General features: G+C 63.5%; 25 protein-coding genes. 12 read left to right on the top strand and 13 right to left on the bottom strand.

What is annotated here, in order from left to right; genetic code table 11:
- Positions 1-85: 85 nt before the first annotated feature.
- The 5 genes from O4220_RS13825 to O4220_RS13845 form a co-directional block, all read right to left on the bottom strand.
- Entirely contained in the window at positions 86-583 is a 498-nt protein-coding gene (locus O4220_RS13825) for a MogA/MoaB family molybdenum cofactor biosynthesis protein (protein ID WP_032377304.1), read from the bottom strand.
- Positions 584-672: 89 nt separating this feature from the next.
- Complete coding sequence (locus tag O4220_RS13830) at positions 673-2,229, bottom strand: S1C family serine protease (RefSeq protein WP_269605067.1); 1,557 nt, start codon at positions 2,227-2,229, stop codon at positions 673-675.
- A gap of 135 nt (positions 2,230-2,364) precedes the next feature.
- Positions 2,365-3,834: a HAMP domain-containing sensor histidine kinase gene (locus O4220_RS13835; protein WP_269605069.1), complete on the bottom strand. Its 1,470-nt coding sequence runs from the start codon at positions 3,832-3,834 to the stop codon at positions 2,365-2,367.
- Positions 3,834-4,520, bottom strand: a complete 687-nt coding sequence (locus tag O4220_RS13840) for a response regulator transcription factor (protein ID WP_032377306.1) — start codon at positions 4,518-4,520, stop codon at positions 3,834-3,836. The genes O4220_RS13835 and O4220_RS13840 overlap by 1 nt, the downstream gene beginning before the upstream one ends.
- A gap of 55 nt (positions 4,521-4,575) precedes the next feature.
- The gene (locus O4220_RS13845; protein ID WP_269605072.1) at positions 4,576-5,190 is read right to left on the bottom strand and encodes a trimeric intracellular cation channel family protein; all 615 of its coding nucleotides are present in this window, start codon (positions 5,188-5,190) and stop codon (positions 4,576-4,578) included.
- Between the two features lie 199 nt (positions 5,191-5,389).
- On the opposite strand from O4220_RS13845, the gene O4220_RS13850 reads away from it, so the two are divergent.
- The 3 genes from O4220_RS13850 to corA all read left to right on the top strand — a co-directional run bounded on the left by O4220_RS13850 (position 5,390) and on the right by corA (position 7,431).
- Positions 5,390-5,683 carry a hypothetical protein gene (locus O4220_RS13850; protein WP_269605074.1) on the top strand — a complete coding sequence of 98 codons (294 nt, stop codon included), beginning with the start codon at positions 5,390-5,392 and terminating at the stop codon, positions 5,681-5,683.
- Positions 5,684-5,937: 254 nt separating this feature from the next.
- Positions 5,938-6,306: a VOC family protein gene (locus tag O4220_RS13855; RefSeq protein ID WP_269605076.1), complete on the top strand. Its 369-nt coding sequence runs from the start codon at positions 5,938-5,940 to the stop codon at positions 6,304-6,306.
- A 108-nt stretch (positions 6,307-6,414) separates the two neighbouring features.
- Positions 6,415-7,431, top strand: a complete 1,017-nt coding sequence (gene corA, locus O4220_RS13860; RefSeq protein WP_269605077.1) for a magnesium/cobalt transporter CorA — start codon at positions 6,415-6,417, stop codon at positions 7,429-7,431.
- Between the two features lie 11 nt (positions 7,432-7,442).
- Here corA and O4220_RS13865 read toward each other — a convergent pair whose 3' ends face one another.
- The gene (locus O4220_RS13865) at positions 7,443-9,161 is read right to left on the bottom strand and encodes a metallophosphoesterase family protein (protein ID WP_269605079.1); all 1,719 of its coding nucleotides are present in this window, start codon (positions 9,159-9,161) and stop codon (positions 7,443-7,445) included.
- Between the two features lie 184 nt (positions 9,162-9,345).
- Between O4220_RS13865 and O4220_RS13870 the strand changes: the two genes are divergently transcribed.
- Both O4220_RS13870 and O4220_RS13875 read left to right on the top strand, forming a co-directional pair.
- Positions 9,346-9,816 carry a helix-turn-helix domain-containing protein gene (locus O4220_RS13870; RefSeq protein ID WP_269605081.1) on the top strand — a complete coding sequence of 157 codons (471 nt, stop codon included), beginning with the start codon at positions 9,346-9,348 and terminating at the stop codon, positions 9,814-9,816.
- A 14-nt stretch (positions 9,817-9,830) separates the two neighbouring features.
- A complete protein-coding gene (locus tag O4220_RS13875; protein ID WP_269605083.1) occupies positions 9,831-10,841 on the top strand; it encodes a PIN domain-containing protein in 1,011 nt (336 codons plus the stop codon).
- Positions 10,842-10,975: 134 nt separating this feature from the next.
- Here O4220_RS13875 and O4220_RS13880 read toward each other — a convergent pair whose 3' ends face one another.
- Genes O4220_RS13880 through mrf form a run of 4 tightly spaced genes read right to left on the bottom strand, consistent with a single transcriptional unit; the run spans position 10,976 to position 13,742 of the window.
- Positions 10,976-12,037, bottom strand: a complete 1,062-nt coding sequence (locus O4220_RS13880) for a VIT1/CCC1 transporter family protein (protein ID WP_269605085.1) — start codon at positions 12,035-12,037, stop codon at positions 10,976-10,978.
- 26 nt (positions 12,038-12,063) lie between these two features.
- On the bottom strand, positions 12,064-12,231 hold the full coding sequence (rpmF, locus tag O4220_RS13885; protein WP_269605087.1) for a 50S ribosomal protein L32: 168 nt from the start codon (positions 12,229-12,231) through the stop codon (positions 12,064-12,066).
- Between the two features lie 3 nt (positions 12,232-12,234).
- On the bottom strand, positions 12,235-12,495 hold the full coding sequence (locus tag O4220_RS13890) for a type B 50S ribosomal protein L31 (protein ID WP_269605089.1): 261 nt from the start codon (positions 12,493-12,495) through the stop codon (positions 12,235-12,237).
- Positions 12,492-13,742, bottom strand: coding sequence for a ribosome hibernation factor-recruiting GTPase MRF (gene mrf, locus O4220_RS13895; RefSeq protein WP_269605413.1), 1,251 nt, complete (start codon positions 13,740-13,742; stop codon positions 12,492-12,494). Before mrf ends, O4220_RS13890 begins: the two co-directional genes overlap by 4 nt.
- 119 nt (positions 13,743-13,861) lie before the next feature.
- On the opposite strand from mrf, the gene rpmB reads away from it, so the two are divergent.
- The 7 genes from rpmB to O4220_RS13930 all read left to right on the top strand — a co-directional run bounded on the left by rpmB (position 13,862) and on the right by O4220_RS13930 (position 16,958).
- On the top strand, positions 13,862-14,098 hold the full coding sequence (gene rpmB, locus O4220_RS13900; RefSeq protein ID WP_032404320.1) for a 50S ribosomal protein L28: 237 nt from the start codon (positions 13,862-13,864) through the stop codon (positions 14,096-14,098).
- A complete protein-coding gene (gene rpmG / locus O4220_RS13905; RefSeq protein WP_170944568.1) occupies positions 14,095-14,265 on the top strand; it encodes a 50S ribosomal protein L33 in 171 nt (56 codons plus the stop codon). Before rpmB ends, rpmG begins: the two co-directional genes overlap by 4 nt.
- Before the next feature lie 2 nt (positions 14,266-14,267).
- Positions 14,268-14,573, top strand: coding sequence for a 30S ribosomal protein S14 (gene rpsN, locus O4220_RS13910; protein WP_032377315.1), 306 nt, complete (start codon positions 14,268-14,270; stop codon positions 14,571-14,573).
- Positions 14,574-14,587: 14 nt separating this feature from the next.
- Positions 14,588-14,842, top strand: a complete 255-nt coding sequence (gene rpsR, locus O4220_RS13915) for a 30S ribosomal protein S18 (protein ID WP_008719028.1) — start codon at positions 14,588-14,590, stop codon at positions 14,840-14,842.
- Positions 14,843-14,922: 80 nt separating this feature from the next.
- On the top strand, positions 14,923-15,849 hold the full coding sequence (locus O4220_RS13920; RefSeq protein ID WP_269605093.1) for an AEC family transporter: 927 nt from the start codon (positions 14,923-14,925) through the stop codon (positions 15,847-15,849).
- A 46-nt stretch (positions 15,850-15,895) separates the two neighbouring features.
- Positions 15,896-16,360 (top strand): hypothetical protein, encoded by a 465-nt coding sequence (locus O4220_RS13925; RefSeq protein WP_269605096.1) that lies wholly within the window; start codon positions 15,896-15,898, stop codon positions 16,358-16,360.
- 25 nt (positions 16,361-16,385) lie between these two features.
- Positions 16,386-16,958 carry a DUF1707 SHOCT-like domain-containing protein gene (locus O4220_RS13930; RefSeq protein WP_269605098.1) on the top strand — a complete coding sequence of 191 codons (573 nt, stop codon included), beginning with the start codon at positions 16,386-16,388 and terminating at the stop codon, positions 16,956-16,958.
- On the opposite strand, the gene O4220_RS13935 is transcribed toward O4220_RS13930, so the two are convergent.
- The 3 genes from O4220_RS13935 to O4220_RS13945 form a co-directional block, all read right to left on the bottom strand.
- Complete coding sequence (locus O4220_RS13935) at positions 16,959-18,905, bottom strand: vWA domain-containing protein (RefSeq protein WP_269605100.1); 1,947 nt, start codon at positions 18,903-18,905, stop codon at positions 16,959-16,961. It lies immediately after the preceding gene.
- Positions 18,905-20,290, bottom strand: coding sequence for an ATP-binding protein (locus tag O4220_RS13940; protein WP_269605102.1), 1,386 nt, complete (start codon positions 20,288-20,290; stop codon positions 18,905-18,907). The genes O4220_RS13935 and O4220_RS13940 overlap by 1 nt, the downstream gene beginning before the upstream one ends.
- 105 nt (positions 20,291-20,395) lie before the next feature.
- Positions 20,396-21,211 carry an endonuclease domain-containing protein gene (locus O4220_RS13945; RefSeq protein ID WP_269605104.1) on the bottom strand — a complete coding sequence of 272 codons (816 nt, stop codon included), beginning with the start codon at positions 21,209-21,211 and terminating at the stop codon, positions 20,396-20,398.
- Positions 21,212-21,351 lie beyond the last annotated feature (140 nt).

Below are 21,351 nucleotides of genomic sequence, written 5' to 3' on the forward strand. Positions count from 1 at the left end.
CGAGCGAGCCGGGCCCGTTCTGCTCGGGCCCGGCTCGCTTCGTCTTCGGCCGATCGATCGTCGTTCGGCTCGTTCATCGGTGTCGCTACGCGTCCAGCCCCGACAGCTCGGCGATGACCTGGCTCGCCAGTGGCGTCAGCGTGGCCATGCCGTCGCGAATGGCCGCCCGCGACGAGGCCAGGTTGACCACCAGGGTGCTGCCGGAGACGCCGACCAAGCCTCTGGACAGGCCCGCATCCAGTGAGCCGGCTGCCAGACCCGACGAACGCAGCGCCTCGCTGATACCCGGGATCTCGCGATCGAGTACCTCCGCGGTGACATCGGGCGTCACATCGCGCGGCGAGACTCCGGTGCCACCGATGGACACCACCAGATCGACACCGCCGATCACCGCTGTGTTGAGCGCGTTTCGCACGTCCACTTCGTCGGCGGTCACTGCAACAACGCCGTCGACGAGAAAACCTGCCTCGGTCAACAGTTCGGTGACGAGAGGTCCCGTCGAATCCTTCTCGGTGCTGTGCGCAGTCCGGTCGTCCACGATGACGACCAACGCGCGCCCTGCCAGTGGTGCGTCGAGTTCCATACCGCTCACCGTAGTAGTAAGGCCTCCACCCGGCTCACGCTGTGCATAAATCGTTGCAACCGTCCCGTGCCTGCCCGCTTCCCGCAACATCAGCGACCGCCCGGGAACGACGGGATCTGGAAGGGCAACTGCTGTTCCTGCTGCTGCGTCTGAGGCTGCTGCTGAGCCGCGGCGGGATCTGCGGTTCCGAGCGTCACCTTCGCCGTCTTCTCGCTGCCGCCGTCGGTGTAGGTGACAGTGACCGAGTCTCCGGGGGCGTGCGAGCGGACCGCCGCGATCAACGCGTCACCGCTCGAGATGATCCGATCATCGAGCTTGGTGATCACCGCACCCTTCGGAATTCCCGCCGATGCCGCCGGTCCACCCTCGGTGGCCTCGACGACGGTCGCGCCGTTTGCATCGTCCTTCGACGGCACCTGGACCCCGATCATGGCCTGGGTCGCCTTGCCGGTGGTGGTCAACTCGTCGGCGATGCGCTTGGCCTGATCCACCGGGATTGCGAACCCGAGCCCGATCGAGCCGCTCTGCGCACCGGATCCCTCGCTGCCGCCGAGTGTGGCGATTGCGGTGTTGATACCGATCAGCTGGCCGTCGGTGTTGACGAGCGCACCACCGGAGTTACCCGGGTTGATCGCAGCGTCGGTCTGGATGGCGTCGATCACCGAGTTCTGATTGCCCGACTCACCGGAGGTCGACACCGGCCGGTTGAGAGAGGACACGATGCCCGTGGTGACGGTGCCCGCCAGGCCGAGCGGTGAACCGATCGCGACAACCTGCTGTCCCACTTCGAGATTCGACGACGAACCGAGTTCGATGGGCGTCAGGTTGGATTTGCCCTCGGCCTTGATGACGGCCATGTCCGACACCGAATCGGCACCGACGATCGTGGCGTCGGCCACCGAGCCGTCCGAGAATGCAACGGTGAGTTTGCCGTTGGCTCCCGCGCCCGTCGCAACGTGGTTGTTGGTGAGAATCAAGCCGTCGCTGCTGAGGATGACGCCCGAGCCCTCACCCTCTTCCTGCGAGCCCTTGACCTGAATCTGGACCACGCTCGGGAGCACCTTGTTCGCGACGGCCTGAACAGAGCCGTCGGGGAAGTTCGCAGCCGGTTGCGCGGCCGTGACAGTGGAGTTCAACGAGTTGCTGACTGCGCCACCGTTGCCGTTGGCGTTGTTGGTCGCGATCGCACCGACCGCGCCGCCGATTCCTCCGCCGACCAGGACGAGCGCGATGGCTCCGGCCACCAGCGCGGAGCGACCGGGCCGGGCCTTCACGGCACCCTGCGCCGAATTCGACTGCGGTGCAACGTGCTGCGGCTGAGCGTGGGCCTGTGTGGACGCCTGGGGATGACCTTGCTGGCCGTACGGGCCGTAGCCGGGCTGGTAGGCCCCCTGCCCGTAGCCGGCGTACTGCTGCGGGTAACCCTGCTGCGGCGGTTGCGCCCCTGCGTTGTGGGGTTGAGTCTGCTGGGACGGGAACTGCTGCGTCGGGTGCTGAGTGGAATCCTGCTGAACCGGATTCTGCTGGGTCGGATGCTGCTGGGCCGAGTAGTTCTGCTCGTCGCCGCCCGTAGCCCGGTTCGCCGGATGCTGCTCGGACCCGGCACCCTGTCCGGGCTGTTCGGATTCGTTACGGTCGTCACTCATCGTTGCTGCTTCCTTCAGTAGGGACCCAGAGGTCCGCCCGCCTTCTTGCTACTCACTGTGCAGGGCGGTACTGAGAGCGCGCTGAGATCCGGCTATCAGTTTGCCGAGAGTGCTGTCAGTTTTCCGAGAGTGCTGTCAGTTTTCCGAGAGTGACTGCGGATCCGGGGCACCTTCGCCCGGCAGCACGATCCGAATGAGCGCACCGCCGCGTTCGGATACCTCGACCCCGATGGTGCCGCCGTGCTTGACGACGACCTGTCGCACGATGGCGAGCCCCAGGCCACTTCCGGGCATCGAGCGCGACGCCGTAGAGCGGTAGAAGCGCTCGAACACCAACTCGCGATCTTCCTCGGGGATACCCGGGCCTGCGTCGTCCACCGTCAACTCGAGCAGACCATCACCGATCTGCCGCATGGCGATTCGCACCTCGCCGCCACTCGGACTCCATTTCGCCGCGTTGTCCAGCACGTTCAGCACTGCCCGCGACAGTCCTGCCTGGTCGCCGTAGACGAACCACGGCATCAGCGTTGCGTCGAAGTCGATCTCGTTGCGGCGTCGGCGTGCTCGTTCGAGGCTGCGTTCGACGGCATCGGCCAGGTCGACGCGTTCGAACACTGTCTCCGGTGCGTCCTCACGCGCCAGATCGACCAGATCTCCTACCAGCGTGGACAGTTCCTGAATCTGCGCCACCACGTCGGTGCGCAGCTCGGCCATGTCATCGTCCGGAATGGACGGCGCACCGGGGCGACCGGCCGCGATGAGCAATTCCATGTTGGTCCGGAGCGATGTCAACGGTGTCCGAAGTTCGTGGCCTGCGTCGGCGACCAATCTGCTCTGCCTGCCCCGAGATTCGGCGAGCGCACGGAGCATCGTGTTAAAACTCTCTGTCAGTCGTGCCAATTCGTCGTCACCGGTCACCGGGATCGGCGTCAGATCGTCGGTACGCGCCACTCGTTCGGCGGCGGCTGTCAGTCGTGCGATCGGTCGTAAACCGGTGCGGCCCACGGCCATGCCCGCTCCCGCAGCCAACACCACTCCACAGCCACCGACGATCAACAGAACCCACGCCAGACGATCGAGCACTTCTCCGGTGGGGAGCAGTCGTTGCGCGACGACGAGGGTGCTGCCGTCCTTGGTGCGGATGGCCAAGACTCGCTGATCGTCGAGCGTTCGCAGCGACGATTCCTGATCTCCGCGCACCACGGCGAGTTCGGCGTCGCCGATCGGGACCTTCGGCCCGGGCGGGTTGTAGCTGGACATGTCCGGATAGATCAGCGCCACACTCACGTCCGTGCTGTACAACGTGGCACCGGCAACGAAGCGAGGATCGTACGACACCAGGCTCGACTCCGCCAAAGCCGAAGCACGAGAACGCAATTGAGTGTCCACATCGCCGTACAGCGCCCGCGACACAACCGTGTACGCGGCAATGGCCATGACTGCCACCGCAATTGCCACGACCGACGCGGCAAGCAGCGTCACCCGCCAGCGCAACGACACCGACCGAGTCAGAGGAGTCGGCGGCCGCATTGCTGTCGGTGGCCGCATCGCGGTAGGGGAGCTGCCGCTGACGTCGGCCGTCTTGCGTCCGAAAGGAGCGCCCATCACGGGGGCGTTTCGCGTAGGACGTACCCGACACCGCGAACGGTGTGGATCAGCCGCGACTCCCCCTCCGCCTCGGTCTTACGGCGTAGATACCCGACATACACCTCGAGCGCGTTGCCCGACGTCGGAAAGTCGTAGCCCCAGACTTCTTCGAGTATTCGACTTCTGGTGAGCACTCGGCGTGGATTCGTCATCAGCATCTCGAGCAACGAGAATTCGGTTCGGGTGAGGCTGATGGAGCGTTCGGCACGCGAAACCTCCCGGGTGACCGGGTCCAGAGACAGGTCCGCGAACGTCATGGTTTCCGAGTCGATGCCCGCTTCCATCGCGGTACGCCGCAACAGCGCCCGCAGCCGGGCCAGTAGTTCTTCGAGCGCGAACGGCTTGGGCAGGTAGTCGTCGGCACCCGCATCGAGACCCGCGACGCGCTCGGACACAGAATCCCGAGCCGTCAGCACGAGAATCGGCAGGTCGTCGCCCACGCTGCGCAATCGCCTGCACACTTCGAGGCCGTCGAGCCGAGGCATCATCACGTCGAGTACCAACGCATCCGGCCGCCCCGCCGCCACCTGCTCGAGCGCGTCGAGACCGTCGACCGCCAGGTCCACGGTGTAACCGTTGAACGTCAGCGACCTGCGCAACGACTCACGCACCGCTCGATCGTCGTCGACCACCAATATCCGCATTCGTACAGTTTGTCCTGGTCGACTGAGATCTGTCTGAGAGGGGTACCAACTCCCCCTAGAGCACAGGAAGGTTCCGTGCGAGCGGGAGGTTCCACTTCCGCCACAGCGCAAGCAGACGCAACCCCGTCGCGAGCACTGTTCCCACGACGAGTCCCACGTTCTCCGGCAGTGCCAGAGCATCGGCGAACACGACCGTCGACGCACCGAGCAACGCCGGCAGGGCGTACAGATCCCGATGCAGCAGCAGGGGTACTTCGTTGACCAGCACGTCACGGATCACGCCGCCGGCCACCGCCGTGGTGGTCCCGATGAGGGCTCCCGACAGGGCGCTCCCGCCTGCACCCAACGCGATCGTCGCACCGGTCGACGCGAACAGTCCCATCCCGAACGCGTCGAGCACCAACACGCCGCGTCGTACCTTGCCCATCTGTCGATGAGCCACGAAGACGGCCAACGACGCAAAGAAGCCGACGGTGACGTTCGGCCACGTGTCCAACGACGTCGGCGGGTGGATGCCGAGAAGCAGATCGCGAATGATCCCACCGCCGATGCCCGTCGTGATTCCGACGACGCAGACCCCGAACAGATCCAACCGGCGGTGCACTCCGACCAACGCACCTGACGCCGCGAAGACTGCGATACCGATGTAGCCGAGGAGGTCGAGAAGCATCGGATCAGCATGTCATGGGGTTCAGTAGGGAAATTGTCGCGTGCGTCAGTGACCACTAGATAACGATTACGCACGGTGCTACTGCTAAGTAAAGGCATCGATATGCATCCGTAACCAACTGTCCGATCCGAAACGCGCACAGCCGCGACTCCGAAGCGAAATATGAGTGTGTCGGGCCACCTCGATCCAGGAGTCGAACATGCGCACATCGATCCGCAGATCAGCCCTAGTCTTTGCCGCTGTATCCGCATTGAGCGTGGGGTTGGTGGCACCAGCCAACGCTGGGACGGCACCCAACGTAATAGGACTACCAGGCACAGAAGCTCTCGCGGCATTCCAGGACGAAGGCTTTACGAACGTCTACCTCAGCATTCCCGGATCCGATAATCCGGTCCTGAGCACAAGCCTCCACCGTGGCTTCAGCGCACCCGACGACACCCACATTCTGATCCTGCTGAAATACATCCCGAGTTGGCAGGCGGACGACGAGTAGAGATCCACGAGTACTCAACCTGAACCGCACGGTTCTATCGCCGTCCCGTTTCGAGCAGCGGTGGGAGCCGTCCCAAGATCGATATGCTGGGCGATGAGCGGGACGTAATTTAACTTATGAACCAGAGGATTCGTTAGGCGGAGAAGTAGAAACAGCCCAGCGAGTAATACAATTTCTTCTTGGGCCACCGCGCCCGGAGACAGGGACGCTCGAGCACCGCCTCGCCGCCCGACCTCTGCGCAAGGAGCACGCCCATGAGCGAGGCCATGAAGTTCGGACGCATTGCGGCCACGATCCCCGTCACCGACATCCAGCGATCGATCGGGTTCTACCGCGACATGCTCGGTATGGCGGTCATCTTCACCAACGGCACGCCAACCGGATTTGCCATTCTGCGACGGGATGACGCCGAGCTGCACCTCACCGCGGTGACCGGCCATCGGGCCGGTCACCACAATGCGGCACACCTGATAGTCGCCGACGCCGCGGGCCTGTACACGCATTTGATCGACAGAGGCGTCCGCATCGTCAAACGCCTGCGCGACGCCGAGTACGGGCTCAGGGGCTTCGTATTCTGCGACCCCGACGGCAACAGGATCGACGTCGGGCAGCCGCTGTCGTAGGGCAGGTGCGCGAAATACACTCGCTGCTGCTTCGCCTCGCTGTTTCAGGCGATAGTCTCGATCGGGTGCCGTCCGGCACATTTCTTTCTCGAACCGAGGTGACCCGAAGTGCCGATCGTCGACAACGCCGTCTACGTGGAGGGGAAGCGAACCGCGAATCCCGAAAGCCTCGATATCACTTTCGAGTGCATGCGAGATCGCCACGGAATGGCATGGATTGGCCTCTACCGACCCGAGCTCAGCGAAATCAACGCTGTGGCAAACGAATTCGGGCTGCACCGACTGGCCGTCGAGGACGCCATTGCGGCCCATCAACGGCCGAAGCTCGAACGGTATGCCGAGCAGCTCTTCGTCGTACTGCGCCCAGCCAGATATATCGACGAGACCGAAAAGGTCGAATTCGGCGAATTGCACATTTTTCTCGGCGTAGATTTTGTGGTCACCATTCGCCACGCCGAATCACCCGAACTGGGGAAGGTGCGGCACCGGCTCGAGGAATCCCCCGAACTGCTCGGACTGGGGCCCGAAGCGATCCTGTACGGCATCCTCGACCAAGTCGTCGACGAATACGTTCCCGTCATGAAGGGCTTGCAAACCGACATCGACGAGATCGAGGATCAACTGTTCACCGGCGATCCGAGTGTGTCGCGCCGAATCTATTCACTGCTGCGTGAGGTATCCGAATTCGACCGCGCGGCAAAGCCTCTGGTCGAGATGATCGAATCACTCAAGCGTGGATCGGACAAGTATCACGTCGACGTCGAATTGCAGCGCAATCTTCGCGATGTGCTGGACCACGCGATCCGCATCTCGGACCGCATCGAGGCGTTCCGGTCCAATCTGCAGAACGCGATGACCGTGCACTCCACCATGGTGGCTCAACAGCAGAACGAAGAAATGCGCAACATGACCCAGGTCAGCCTGGAACAGAACGAACAGGTCAAGCGCATCTCATCTTGGGGTGCAATCCTTTTCGCGCCCTCGCTCATCGCCGCGATTTACGGCATGAACTTCGACGACATGCCCGAGTTGAAATGGCAGTTCGGCTACCCACTCGCGCTGATCGCCATGGTGATCTGTTCCAGCGCGCTGTACGTGGTGTTCAAACGCCAGAAGTGGTTGTAGTGCGCTTCGCACTAGGAGGAGCCGAACCTCGGACCGATCGGGATGTCGCGAGTGAAGGTCAACCTGTCGAACTCGTTGCCGTATTCGTCGATGGCACCGATGGCCATCGTGCTGGCCTTGATGCCCGGAATGCCCGGCACCACATCGACTCTGACGAACGAGTAGTTGAGGAATCGCACCCGAGACCAGGTGATGGACTCGGCCGACTTGGTACCGTCGGGTGCCCACACGTAGCTGTTCGGAACTGCCGTGTCGGGTAACTCGTTGCCTCGGTAGCTGACGCCCTCGCCGTCCTGGAATGTGTATCGGGGACGGCCGCCACCGCCCACGGTGTAATACACGGTGCCGTCGGTCTTTCCACTGACGGTCGCGTTGTCCCCAGCGACTCGCGTCGCGCGATTTCCGCGGATGGGATCGGTGCGCTCGAAGACATGATTGTGGGCCTGGAGCACCACATCCACCTCGTACTTGTCGAACAGTGACACCCAGGCGTCACGCACGCCTCCGTCGCTCGCGTGGGTGGACGTCGTCGAGTACGCGCAGTGATGGAAGAAGCAGACGATGAAGTCGATGTTCGGATCGGCACGGTATTGTGCGAGAGTCTGCTCCACCCAGGTGTTCTGGGCTCCCCCGCTGTACCCGGTATTGGCCTTGATCTCATAGCTGACGTCGTTCGCGTCGAGCGAGAGAACGGCGGTGTTGCCGTAGACGAACGAGTAGGCCGAGGGGCATCCCTTGGGCCCGGTGGTCGGCTGATCGAGTCGCGCCGCGTGGCCACCGTATCCGTTGGGGCTGTACAGCGCCTCCATGTCGTGATTGCCGGTGGCAAACAACCACGGAGCAGTGGAAGCACTGGCCTCGATCGCCTGAAAGTAGCCGTCCCAGACGAAGGGGTTGAACTTGTCGAACCCCTTCGGCGGCGTCTGGCCGTGCTTCGCGAACTGCGGCGGCAGACCGGCACCCGAAGGATCCGCGTACGCGATATCGCCGGCGAGAATGTGGAAGTCCGGACGCGACGCCTCGATCTGTCGATTGATGTTGCGCGCGTGCTTGACCGACGGTTCGTTGTCGGCCTTGTAGTACTGGTCGTCGTAGTCGCCGGCCACCAGACCCGCCGGCTGCGAGGGTGTTTCGTCGACGCCCTGATCGCCCATCATCGTGAACCGGAACGGAGCAATACGACCGGTCGGCAGCGCCGGGGACGCGCTCCTGATGTCGCTGACGAAGCCGTCCGCGGTACGCCAACGGTAGTAATGCGGCAGCTTGGGCGTCAGATTGTCGACGGGCACGTGCACGTAGTACTGCTCGGCCGACAGAATGCCGCCGTCGGTCTGCGGAACTTGGCTGATCAGGTTGCGCACCTCGGCGGACGTCGTCGCGCCCAGTGCCGGCGTGGGGCCGTGGTCGAGAAAGACTCCGGTGATCCCGGGATTGCGCGAGAGTTGAGCGGAGAACCGCAGCTGCGTCGCCGGGTCGTTTCCGAATCCCATGTGCCGCCCGGCCACGGCAAGCGGCGCGTCCTGCGCGTAGGCAGTGCGAGCGAAGACCGAGTTCCCGACGCCTACCGCGGCGGCCGTAGCCGCCGCTCCCACCAGGAAGTTGCGTCGACTGACCGGGTGCCGCCGCAGGAACGACCGATGCCAATCGTGCTGCTCTGCCATGGTCATGTTCTCGGCGAGCGTGCCCGGGATTCCGGTCGCGACAGTCTCGCCTGCGGGATTGAGCGTCATGCATCGATCGTGACGGTGGAGCCCCCTCCGGCGCTGAACAGAACGGAGCACTTCAGGTGAACAGACGGGGAACACCGATGCACAACGGGACGAACGCGGACAATCCCGTCGGCCGTCGCCAGGACTCCGTTCGCCGTGGTCCGTAAGGACTTACACTTTCGAAATTTTCGATTTACACTGAAGTATGACGATCCTTGCCGAGCAGACCGTAATGCCACCGACCGGAGCAGACGCTGTGGCCACACTCCGCGAGCTGGTCGAGTTGCTCGAGACGAGCCAGAATGTCGTTCTGACGGACGATGAGAATGGCACGCGTCATGTCCTCCCGGACAGCGTCCGCGACGTTCTTCGCAAATCCTTGGCCGCCATGATCGATCATCAGGCGGTGACTATCGCTGGCAGCAGTACTGTCCTCACGACTCAGGACGCCGCTGAACTGTTGGGAATCTCCCGCCCCACGCTCGTTCACCTACTCGAGACCGAAAAAATTCCGTACACCAAGCCCAGCCGACACCGCCGCATCCTCCTCGAAGACGTTCTCACCTATCAGCGGATGCTGGCGGAGACACGACGCAGAGGGCTCGATGCAATGGTCGCCGAGGCAGCCGAGGACGACTCGTACAGATCAGTCAACGGCTTTACTGCCACCCGCTGATCGGGCGGACCGATATGTCGTTCCGAGTCGTATTGGACGCGTGTGTTCTACTGCCGTACCAGTTGTGTGACCTCTTCCTCCGCCTGGCTGAGAGTGATATGTACGAGCCTCTGTGGTCCGACGACATTCTCAATGAGGTCGAACGCAACCTCGTCGCCAAGTTCGCCAAGACTCCGGCTCAAGCGAGCCGACGCGTCGGCCAGATGCGTGAGAATTTTCCTGTTTCCGCGGTAGACGGTTACCGCGATCTGATACCGACGATGACGAACCACCCCAAAGATCGCCATGTGCTGGCAGCAGCCGTGCGGGGAGGAGCTGCGCTGATCGTCACCGCGAATCTCACAGACTTCCGTCCGGATGCTCTGCTCCGCTATGACATCGAAGCCATTCACCCCGACGACTTTCTCCAGGATCAACTCGATCTCGATCCCGCCCGCACTCTGCGCTGTCTCGTCGAGCAACGGGATGCCTACACTCGACCGACATTCTCGGTCAACGAGTTCTACAGCTCCTTGGCCAAGACGGTCCCGATGTTCGCCGCCGAGGCTGCGCGGGCAGAAGCTGCGCACATCGACCCTGACGCACCACTTCCACTGGAAATAGTGTCGGGCGAGGACGCCATGCTGGCGTTCTTCCCTGATGGGAATCCGACCCCCGCAACTCCCCTCGGCGCAGCGTTTCTGTGGTGGCGGGCCCTGCTCAACATCGACGACTACATGGCAGTCCTCCAAAGCCTCAGCTCGAATCCACAAGATTGGGGGGACTACCGAGCAATCGTCGACACGCTTCGAGGGTGGTCGATCATGCAGTACGTCGAAACATGCACAGACGCGCCTGATTCCATTGCCTACATCAAATTCATGCCCGATTCCGGCCACCCAATGCGCGCGTTCGGTACCGTGCCGCTCACCCGGGTACAGGTCCTGACCGTCGAGAAGTGCCCGGATGGGTACTGGCGTGTGTGGGGACTGTCTGAAAACTACTTTCCGTCAGCTGCAAGGGTTCTGGACGGCACCGAAGACTGATGTCCGTCAGCAACGCGAAAGCAGACCGCCCAGGGATGCAGGGGAACGGGACTGAATGCACAAAAGTGCCGTACTCAGACGGGATCCCGTCGATGGGTCCCAATAGTGTGCAAGCCTGCCCAAGACGCCGGCCCCTACACTCCCCCACCGAATGCGAGTCCCAGCAGATATGTCGCCCCGGCCGCGCCGTAGCCGATAGCCAGTTGTCGCAGAGCACGTTTGACGGGCGGTCCACCGCTGAGCAGTCCCACCACCAGTCCGGTGCAGATCAAAGCGATTCCGACGAGGACTGCCGCAACGATGAGGGCAACGAAGCCTTCGAGACCGAAGAGGTACGGCAACACCGGGATGACAGCACCGGAGGCGAAGAAGCAGAAGCTGGCCCCGGCGGCACCGAGGCCGGTTCCGATGGACTCGTGCTCGTCCACGTCGGGTGCCATCTCGTCGTCGGTGGGCAACAGCCGCAACACTTCCGACGCTTTCGCGTCGGCCTCCTCGTGTGTCATTCCCCTGGCTCGATACACCAGCGCCAGCTCGTTGACGTCGACATCCAGATGCTGGACGGCATCACGCGCCGCGCTGTCCGGGGACGACGCCTCGAGCAACTCGCGTTGCGAACGGACGGAGACGTATTCGCCCGCACCCATCGACAGCGCACCGGCGAGCAATCCGGCCAGGCCGGTGACCAGGACGATGTGATTGGACACTCCGGATCCGCTGATACCCAACACCAGGGCGAGGTTGCTCACCAGCCCGTCGTTGGCACCGAACACTGCAGCCCTGAACGTGCCGGACAGCCGATTGCGCCCGCGCGCCGCGAGCGCTCTGATGACCTCGGCGTGGATCTGCTCGTCGGCCGTCATTGCCTCCGTTGCATCGGCGTCGGTGGCGTAGGGCGAGCGGGTCTCGGCTCGCTGCGCCAATGCGAGTACGAATACCGAACCGAAGCGACGCGCCAGGACACCGAGGATTCGAGTACGGATGTCGCCCTTGAGCGGCATGCCGACCCGCTCACCCAGCAGATTTCGCCAATGCTGCTCGTGGCGGCCTTCCGCATCGGCGAGTTCGAGCAGTATCTCTCGCTCCTCGCCGGTGCGTCGGCCTGCCAGATCGCGATAGACGGCGGCCTCGGCCCGCTCGTCGGCGAGGTATTGCCGCCATCGCTTCACATCTCGCGAACTGGGTCCATCGTTCATGATCGTCAAGATAGACCCGTGGGAGGTCAGCTCGGGTCGTACACCCCGGTCTGCACTGCTTTGATCAGTCTGCGTGGCACTCGAAACTCCTGGCCACCCACGCGCACCGTCACCAGATCCGGCGCGACGGCTTTCCACTGGGCGCGACGGCTCCGCGTGTTCGAGCGCGACATCTTTCGCTTCGGAACAGCCATGACTCAGACGTCCTTTCGGCTTCGGCGGCCGTAACGCTTCTCGAACTTCTCGACGCGTCCCTGGGTGTCCATCACGCGCGCGGCTCCGGTCCAGAAAGGGTGCGATTCGGACGAGACGTCGACGACGACCAGCGGGTAGGTGTTGCCGTCTTCCCACTCGGTCTCGCGAACCGACGTGACGGTCGATCGGGTGAGGAATTTGTTTCCGGTACTCGAGTCCTGGAACACCACCGGGTGGTAGTCGGGATGGATGCCTGGTTTCATTCTGTTGCCTCTCGTGATTGTTCTGCGTACGGGGATTCACTGCTGTCGCAGGGGTCTTCGTGCCACTGGCCGAACGGGTCGGTCCAGGTGGACCACACAGTGGGGTCGATCATCTCGTCGTCGGAGACCAACGCCCACTGCAGAGTGCGGTCGATCTCGGTGGGGTCGGCCTGATGGACCAGAATCACCAATGAGGTGTCTCGATCACCGAACTGCTCGTCCCACCGCAACGCGGCCATCGCTCGTCGGGTGGTATCGATGCGGTCCTGTTCCACCGGAGTCATTGCGACAAGCCACTTTCCGGCACTCGCCACCCGTAATCCGCCGCCGGCCGATTCGATCCACAGCGCCTCGTCGGGCTGCGTGGCAACCCAGGCTCGTCCGCGGGCAGTGACGACACCGTCGAGCAACACGTCGATGGCCTCGTGCAATCGCTCCGGATGGAACGGCCGGGTTGCGGTGAACTCGACGAGCGCGACGCCGCAGTCGACGGTCAACGGGGGCTGACCGCGCAACAGCGGCGAGTGGGCATCGGTGATCTCACCGCGCCGGGCGTCGGGGGGCACAGACGCCAGAAGTGCCGGGGCGTCGACCATGGCGTCCTGGGCCACCCAGACGACGGGTGCGTTCGGTGCCAACCGCGCAAGGACAGCGGCAAGCCGAGCACGTTCCCACGCGTCGACCTCGGGCCCTGCGGTGACGACAAGTGCGTCGGAGTAATCGACCTGCCCCACCACCAACTGAGCGACGGTTCGATCGTCGTCACCACTGGCGACGACGCCTCGATCGGCCAAGGCGTCGTCGCCGGTGGCGTCGGCCAACCAGGTTGCGGCGTCGAGGCAGCCGATCACGGCATCGATTCGCACATCCCGCGATGCCGGGCCGTCGATCTGCCCGACGATGCCGGCCACGACGACGTTCTCGACGGCCCAGCACAGCGCCTCGGGTTCGAGTGCGGGGTCCATCGCGAGCACGATGCGATCGACACTGCTGCGCGTCGACAGTGCGCGCAGCAGCGGCAGCAGGTCCTCGCGAAGCGTGCAGGACACGCAGCCGTGCGCCAGTTCCAGGATGGTCTCGCGGGGAGGCTCGCCCAGTACGCAGAGCGTGCGCCGCACCACTCCCTCGGTGACTCGGCTCAGATCGTGGCGGACTGCGACGGTCCCGGGCGCGAGCAGTGACGCCACCACGGCGTCCATGGCTCCGGTCCAGCCGGAGACGAGGACCATCGGGGTTCGATCGTCCAATGAGTTGTTCACGAGCACCCTTCTTCTCGACAACGATTTTCATTACGTGAGAAGTCACGCTACATTCGTGACAGCGCTTTGTCGAAAACGATTGTCATAACGATGAGAAGGGTCTGCTCATGTCAGCGCACTGCCAAGTCACCGGCCGTACCCCCGGCTTCGGAAAGTCCGTCTCGCACTCCCACGTGCGCACCAGCCGCAGGTGGGACCCCAATATTCAGCGCAAGACGTACTACGCGCCGAGCCTCGGCCGACGCGTCACCCTCACCCTCTCCGCCAAGGGCATCAAGACCATCGACCGCGACGGGATCGATGCCGTGGTGGCCAAGATCCGCGCACGTGGGGAGAAGATCTGATGGGCAAGAGCACCGACGTTCGGCCGATCGTCAAACTCAAATCGACTGCGGGTACCGGCTACACCTACGTCACCCGCAAGAACCGTCGCAACGACCCCGACCGACTGGTGATGAAGAAATACGACCCGGTCGTCCGCAAGCACGTCGATTTCCGAGAAGAGCGTTAGCCATGGCGAAGAAGTCCAAGATCGAGAAGAACGAGCAACGCAAGGTCATCGTCGCTCGCTGGGCAACGCGTCGCGCAGAGCTCAAGGAGACCATTCGCAAGCCCTCGAGCAGCGATTCCGAGCGTGCACAGGCCCAAGCAGCACTGCAGCGTCTGCCACGGGATTCGAGTCCGGTACGATTGCGCAATCGTGACGCTGCGGATGGACGTCCGCGCGGTTACCTACGGAAATTCGGGCTGTCCCGCGTGAAAATGCGCGAGATGGCACACCGTGGGGAGCTGCCAGGCGTCCACAAGTCGAGCTGGTAAGGGAAAAGGTAGAGATGGCAGTCAAGAGAGCACCGTCGAAGAAGGTCCGCGCAGAGGCGGGTCGTCGACCGAAGAAGAACCCGTTGAATGCCGCCAAGGTCACCACGGTGGACTACAAGGACATCAACCTTCTTCGTCAGTTCATTTCCGACCGCGGCAAGATCCGCAGCCGTCGGGTCACCGGGCTCACCCCGCAGCAGCAGCGCCAGGTCGCTGTCGCAGTGAAGAACGCTCGTGAAATGGCCTTGCTGCCGTTCACCAGCCGCTGAACAAGCTTTCGAGAAAGGCCACGTAGCCATCGGCTACGTGGCCTTTCTGTCGTTCCTAGCAAGAGATGAGCAGTTCGTAGATGTCCGGCGTTCTCGAAGGCTTCACCGTCATCTTCGTCGTCATCGCACTGGGTTACCTGCTCGCCCATCTGAAAGTGCTCGGTGAGCACGGCCAATTCGTCCTCAGTCGTCTCGTGTTCTTCGTCGCGACGCCGTCACTGCTGTTCGTCACATTGGCGAACTCGGACCTGTCGGTCATCCTCTCGCCGGTGTTGGCCGTCGCCGGCTCCACAGCACTGCTCGTCGGAGCCATCTACTTCGTCATAGCGAAACTCGCGTTGAAACGAGCCGTGCCCGACGCGACCGTCGGCGCTCTGGCAAGTTCGTACGTCAACGCCGCGAACCTGGGCATCCCGATCGCCGTGTTCGTACTGGGTGACGCCAACTTCGTCGCTCCCCTGCTGCTGTTCCAGATCATGATCTACACGCCGATCGCCGTGACCATCCTCGACATCTCCACCAAGATCGACGAGGTCTCACTGTTCAAGACCGTCACGACGCCGTTCCGAAACCCGATCGTGCTGGCCGGAGCCGCGGGGCTCGTTCTGTCGATCACGGGATTCGAGCTGCCCGAGGCGTTGATGCAGCCGTTCCAACTCGTCGGAAATGCGTCCGTACCCGGCGCATTGCTCGCCTTCGGTCTGTCTCTCTACGGTGCCCGAGTACTGCAGAAGGGCATCAGTCCCCGGCGGGACGTCGCCCTGGCGACGGTGTTCAAAATGGCGCTGCAGCCACTGCTCGGCTACCTCATGGCCCGGTTCGTCTTCGGTCTGGGCGGTCACGACCTGTTCGCCATCGTCGTCGTTTCGGCGCTGCCCACCGCGCAGAACGTGTTCGTCTTCGCCAGCCGCTACCAGCGCGGAGTGGTACTCGCCCGTGACACTGCGTTCGTGACCACGCTCGTATCGATCCCCGTCATCGCACTCGTGACGGTGTTTCTCGCGTGAGCCGAACACAAAGGTTCTCCTCAGCTCCCGGCGCTAGTTTGGATGCATGAGGTTTCTCGCTGCAGGTGTCATGTTGTGCCTGCTGCTGGCGGGCTGCAGTACGGCCACCGGTGGCGACGAGGACACAACGCCCACGGTCGGTTCCACCACACCCGTCGGCCACATCCAGCAGCCCAGCGCTCCTCCGGTTCCGCACGAGGTACCCGTCGGCGACGTCGGCACGATGTTCGAGCCGACTCCTGACCTGATCCGTGCCACCACCACTCCCTTCGAGTCGTGGAGCCAGGTTTCCCCCAACACCATCGCCGTGCACTTCGTGACCGGAACTCCGGAGTGCTACGGGGCCGACGCCACGGTGACCGAGACCGACTCGACGGTCACCGTCGAGTTACGTACCGGCACCAGGCCCGACGCTGCGGACAAGTCCTGCATCATGGTTGCCGTCTACGCCACCATGCAGATGACATTGGCATCGCCTCTCGGTAGTCGCACCATCCTGAATGCGGCCTGACCGCTACGCAGGTAGGGTCCGAGCGGTGAGCGATCAACTCCCCGACCGAGATCGAAGCCGAGTACGGGCCGCCGACGCAGACAGGAACCTCGTCGCGCAGTTGCTCAGCGATGCGTTCGCGAACGGCCAGCTCACCGTGAGCGAGTACGACGAACGCACAGCCGCGGTGTACCAGGCCAAAACCTACGGCGAGCTCGATCTGCTGACCGGCGATCTGGCCCTGTCTCCGCCTCCCGCGTCTGCACCGTCGGGTGGCTCCTCGAACGACCGCGTGATCGCCATCATGAGTGGTGCTGTGCGCAAAGGAGAGTGGACCGCCGCGTCGCGAATCGACGCGTTCGCCTTCTGGGGCGGCATCGAACTCGACCTGCGACGGGCCTCGTTCTCCGCAGCGGACACCACCATCAACTGCGTGGCCATCATGGGCGGCATCGAGGTCACCGTGCCGCCCGGCGTGAGCGTCGAAGTACGTGGCATGGGCATCATGGGCGGTTTCGAGCACGTCAGCGCTGCCCACCCCGGTGCACCTCGCGTCATCATCACCGGCTTCGCGTTCTGGGGCGGAGTCTCGGTGGACATCAAGGCAGCAGAGAAGTAACTAGGACCGCCGACGCTTCAGGTAGTCGCTCACCACCGCCGCACCCAGCCCGTCCAGGTCCGGCGCGATGACTCGCCCGCCTACTCGCTCGGCCATCTTGTCGACAACCCTGGCCAGGCCGGGATCGTCGCCGAGCCGGAAGATCGTCACCTGCGCACCGAGTTTCGCGACGGTATCGAGCTCGCGCACCGTCAATCCCAGCGTCTTCGACGACGGCGGGTAGTCGAAATACGCATGACCGTCCGGCTCGAGATGCGCGGTCGGCTCACCGTCCGTGACGATCAACACCACCGGCTGTGCGTTCGGATGACGCCGCAGATGACGTACTGCCAGCATCAGTGCGTGGTGCAGATTGGTGCCTTGATCGTAGGCACCGTCCAACCCCGCCAACTCCGACGCCGTCAGTGTCTGTGCGTGCCTGCCGAATCCGATCAGCTGCAGATCGTCCCCGCGGAATCGAGTGCTGACCAGATGATTGAGAGCCAGGGCGGTGCGCTTCATCGGCACCCAGCGGCCGTCCATCACCATCGAGAACGACGTATCGACCAACAATGCAACCGCAGCCTGCGTTCGAGTCTCCGTCTCGCTGATCTCCACATCGGTCACCTGCAGCTGCACCGGGAAGCCCGATCCTGTTGCCGCTGAACGCAGTACCGCATTGTTCACCGTGCGAGTCACGTCCCACGGTTCGGTGTCGCCGAACTCCCACGCGCGTGACGCTCCCGTGGGCTCGCCCATCGCACCGGCCTTGCGAGTGTCCCGCTCGCCGCCGCGTCGAGACAGCTTTCCCGCGACATCCTTCAGCGCCGACTGCCCAAGCTGACGCATCGCCTTGGGGGACAAACGCCATTGCCCGTCGGCACCCTTGTCCATGAAACCCTGCTGCTGCAGCGCCTTTTCGAGTTCCGAGAGCATCCGCGCGTCGGCCGCAGCCTCGGGCCCGAGTTGCTTCAGCAGAGCATCGGCATCGATGTCGTCGAGTGCGGCACCGTTGTACTGCTGCGAGAGCTGATTTCCCAGGTTCTCGAGATCTGCGATGTCCTGGAGCGCACCGGTACCGTCACCCAGCCCCATTCCGTTCTCGCCGCGGAAGTTCTGCGAGCCGTCCCAGTCCTCACCTGGTCGTGCCTGTTGCAAGTTCTGGTCGAGTTGATCGAGCTGGTTCAACAGGTTCGAGTCACCGAATGCCTGCTGCGCCAATGCATCCAACTCGGCCCGCTGCTCGGGGGTCAGAGAGTTACGCAGCCGCTGCGCCGCCGCGGCCCGCTGCGCGAGCGAATCCAACAACTCGTCGACGTTCTTCGGGTTCTCCGGGAAGTGCTGACCGTGCTTGTTCATGAACTCGTCGAACTGCTCGTCGGTGTCCTCGCCCTTGTTGTGGGCGTCGAGCAATTCGTTGAGGTCCTTCAGCATTTCGCTGATGGCCTGACGGTCCTCGTCGGTGGCGCCTTCGAGAGCCTGCTTCATGCCCGCAAAACGCTGATCGAGCATTTCGCGTCCGAGCAGGTCCTTGATCTTTTCGTAGTTCTCGCGCCCCTCCGACGAACGCCAGTCGTAGTCCGAAAGCTCTTGCACCGCCTGAGCAGTGGACGGTGAGAGATCGCCGATCTGCATCTCCTGGAACCGGGCGTCGTCGTCGAGGGCACGCGCAAGTGCCTTGCGTTCCTCGAGCACGGCCTTGTCCAGCAGCTCTCGCACTTCCTGCAGCGTTCCGTCGAGATTGTTCTTCTTCAACAGGTCTCGACGCCGTTTGGCGGCCTGCGCGGCGAGGTCGTCGAGCCCGCGCATGTTCTTCGTCCCGCGCCGCAGCATCTCCTGCAATGCCCGACGCGGCGACGCCCCCTCGAGCACGTCCTCACCGATGGCGTCGAGCGCTTCGCGCAGATCCACCGGTGGCGCAAGGGGATCCGGCCCGTCGTGATACCGCCCGTATCTGGAACGACGCATCAGCTGTACACCGTCTGACCGTCGTCGTCCGGGTCCTTCGAGATCCGGCGCGCGAGGTAGAGGCCTTCGAGTGCGAGTTCGACCGCGGCTGCCTTCTCGCCGTCCGAGGTAGCGTTCAGTCGCTCGTGAATGTCGCCGATGACCTCGACGTCGGGTAGCTCGTCGAGCAACGCCTTGGCGGTGATTCGGTCGCCGGTGACGATCGGCTCGCCGGTCTCGACTGCTGTCACCAGCGCGGCCAGGTTGATGCCGCCGAGATGTGCCCGGACGGTATCTGCGGTCGCGCGGCGCAGCATGTGTTCGAGCACCTCGATTTCACGGCCTTCTTCACCCGACTCGAACTCGACCTTGCCGCGCAGCACCTCGATGATGGTGCCGAGATCGACCGGCCGGGCCACGGGCTCGGCCTCGCCGAGAATTGCGGCTCGGTGAACGGCTGCGGCAGCGATGGTTTCGGCAGCTGCGATCGCGAATCGAGCGGACACGCCGGAGCGCTGGTCCACCGAGGGCGACTCACGCAGCAGTCGGGTGAATCGAGCGAGCACCTCGAGCAGGTAGGTCGGGACGGCGGCCTGAAGATCCGCTTCCTGATCGATGACGGCTACTTCGTCGTCCAGCTCAAGGGGGTAGTGCGTCCTGATCTCGGCACCGAAGCGGTCCTTGAGCGGGGTGATGATGCGTCCGCGATTGGTGTAGTCCTCAGGGTTCGCGCTCGCCACCAACATGACGTCGAGCGGCAGACGCAGCGTGTAGCCGCGAACCTGGATGTCGCGCTCTTCCATGACGTTGAGCAGCGAGACCTGGATACGCTCGGCGAGGTCCGGAAGCTCGTTGATCGCCACGATGCCGCGATGGCTACGCGGAACGAGCCCGAAGTGAATGGTTTCCGGGTCGCCGAGGCTGCGGCCCTCGGCCACCTTCACCGGATCGACGTCACCGACGAGATCGGCCACCGACGTATCCGGGGTCGCGAGCTTCTCCGCGTATCGCTCGCTGCGGTGCCGCCACTCGATGGGCAGGTCGTCGCCGAGTTCTCCGGCTCTACGAATACTGGCCGGCGTGATCGGCTCGTACGGGTGCTCCCCGAGTTCGGCTCCGACGATCACCGGGACCCACTCGTCGAGCAGCAGATTCAGGGTACGCAGCAGGCGCGTCTTGCCCTGCCCGCGCTCGCCGAGCAGAACCACGTCGTGACCGGCCAGAATCGCACGCTCGAATTGCGGCAACACCGTGGAGCCGAATCCGACGATCCCCGGCCACGGATCGTCGCCGTCACGCAATGCCTTCAGAAGATTCTCCCGCAACTCTTCCTTGATCGACCGCTGCCGATGTCCGGATGCCTTGAGTTCGCCGAGAGTGGAGATGCCAGGTTTGGTAGAGGTCACTTCTCCACGCTACGAGCGTTTGCCAATTGCTGCCATCGAGAGCTCCGCCGAGTTCGCACTTACGCTACGTGAACTGGACAATTCGCCCGCATAAGTGCGAGTTCGCTACACCGGGGCACCCGCCGCACGGAGCTTTGCCCTCACACGTGCCACAACATCGTGCGGTCGCAGCCGCATCTGCTCGGAGTTGACGCGCACGATCTGCCATTCGGCTCGATCGAGGTCCTCGAACCGCTCGATGTCACGGGTCCGCTGACGCTCATCGAGCCAGTGGTGAACTCCTTCGTACTCCACCCCTACCCGCCAACGACGCCACCCCAGATCGATGCGTGCCACGAACCTGCCCGAACGGTCACGAATTTCGATCTGTGTCTCGGGTTTCGGCAACCCCGCCTCGATCAGCAGGAGCCGTGTGCGCGTCTCTTGTGGCGATTCGGCACCGCGATCGACGACGTCGAGCGCGCTGAACAGGCGCCGGAAGCCTCGGGTGCCCGGTCGCTGCAGCGCATACGCACGTATGGCTTCCCTATCGACGCAGGTTGCGGCAAGTAGTGAGTCGAGAAAGACCACAGATAGTGGAGACGGCACCCAGCGCCCGATATCGAATCCGGTGCGCACGGGTGTCGACACCGCGAATCCCTGAGCGATCATGACGTCGTCGGTGTCGAACGCGTCGTGGTGGATACGCAGCCCGGGCAACTGGTGTGATCTACCGTTCGCCAGCACACTCGGAGGGGTGCTCGGATCGATCCACTTCGCGCCGTGGACTGCCGCCGCGGAGACCCCTGCAATCACGGCACCATCTCCGACGCAGACCGACGCAGCGTGGGCCAACGCTTGTGCATCCAGCGTGGTACCAGTGCGCACATAGGTGTCACGGAACACGCGAACGTAGTCGCGGCCCAGTTGGTGACGGCTCACCGAACCGGAATTTAGCGCCTCCGACCCCCGAAACGGCCCGACCTGAATCCCCATGGGTCGACACTGGCACGCCCGACACTCCGGAAACGGCCCACGATGCAATATGTGGATAACTTTCTGTCCATCCACAGATCGCCGAG

The organism is Rhodococcus ruber (assembly GCF_027270735.1).
GTDB lineage: Bacteria > Actinomycetota > Actinomycetes > Mycobacteriales > Mycobacteriaceae > Rhodococcoides > Rhodococcoides rubrum_A.

Coding starts and splice junctions, on each gene's coding strand:
- O4220_RS13825 (WP_032377304.1), bottom strand. CDS start 583: ATGGAACTCGACGCACCACTGGCAGGGCGCGCGTTGGTCGTCATCGTG.
- O4220_RS13830 (WP_269605067.1), bottom strand. CDS start 2,229: ATGAGTGACGACCGTAACGAATCCGAACAGCCCGGACAGGGTGCCGGG.
- O4220_RS13835 (WP_269605069.1), bottom strand. CDS start 3,834: ATGGGCGCTCCTTTCGGACGCAAGACGGCCGACGTCAGCGGCAGCTCC.
- O4220_RS13840 (WP_032377306.1), bottom strand. CDS start 4,520: ATGCGGATATTGGTGGTCGACGACGATCGAGCGGTGCGTGAGTCGTTG.
- O4220_RS13845 (WP_269605072.1), bottom strand. CDS start 5,190: ATGCTTCTCGACCTCCTCGGCTACATCGGTATCGCAGTCTTCGCGGCG.
- O4220_RS13850 (WP_269605074.1), top strand. CDS start 5,390: ATGCGCACATCGATCCGCAGATCAGCCCTAGTCTTTGCCGCTGTATCC.
- O4220_RS13855 (WP_269605076.1), top strand. CDS start 5,938: ATGAGCGAGGCCATGAAGTTCGGACGCATTGCGGCCACGATCCCCGTC.
- O4220_RS13865 (WP_269605079.1), bottom strand. CDS start 9,161: ATGACGCTCAATCCCGCAGGCGAGACTGTCGCGACCGGAATCCCGGGC.
- O4220_RS13870 (WP_269605081.1), top strand. CDS start 9,346: ATGACGATCCTTGCCGAGCAGACCGTAATGCCACCGACCGGAGCAGAC.
- O4220_RS13875 (WP_269605083.1), top strand. CDS start 9,831: ATGTCGTTCCGAGTCGTATTGGACGCGTGTGTTCTACTGCCGTACCAG.
- O4220_RS13880 (WP_269605085.1), bottom strand. CDS start 12,037: ATGAACGATGGACCCAGTTCGCGAGATGTGAAGCGATGGCGGCAATAC.
- rpmF (WP_269605087.1), bottom strand. CDS start 12,231: ATGGCTGTTCCGAAGCGAAAGATGTCGCGCTCGAACACGCGGAGCCGT.
- O4220_RS13890 (WP_269605089.1), bottom strand. CDS start 12,495: ATGAAACCAGGCATCCATCCCGACTACCACCCGGTGGTGTTCCAGGAC.
- rpmB (WP_032404320.1), top strand. CDS start 13,862: ATGTCAGCGCACTGCCAAGTCACCGGCCGTACCCCCGGCTTCGGAAAG.
- rpsN (WP_032377315.1), top strand. CDS start 14,268: ATGGCGAAGAAGTCCAAGATCGAGAAGAACGAGCAACGCAAGGTCATC.
- rpsR (WP_008719028.1), top strand. CDS start 14,588: ATGGCAGTCAAGAGAGCACCGTCGAAGAAGGTCCGCGCAGAGGCGGGT.
- O4220_RS13920 (WP_269605093.1), top strand. CDS start 14,923: ATGTCCGGCGTTCTCGAAGGCTTCACCGTCATCTTCGTCGTCATCGCA.
- O4220_RS13925 (WP_269605096.1), top strand. CDS start 15,896: ATGAGGTTTCTCGCTGCAGGTGTCATGTTGTGCCTGCTGCTGGCGGGC.
- O4220_RS13935 (WP_269605100.1), bottom strand. CDS start 18,905: ATGCGTCGTTCCAGATACGGGCGGTATCACGACGGGCCGGATCCCCTT.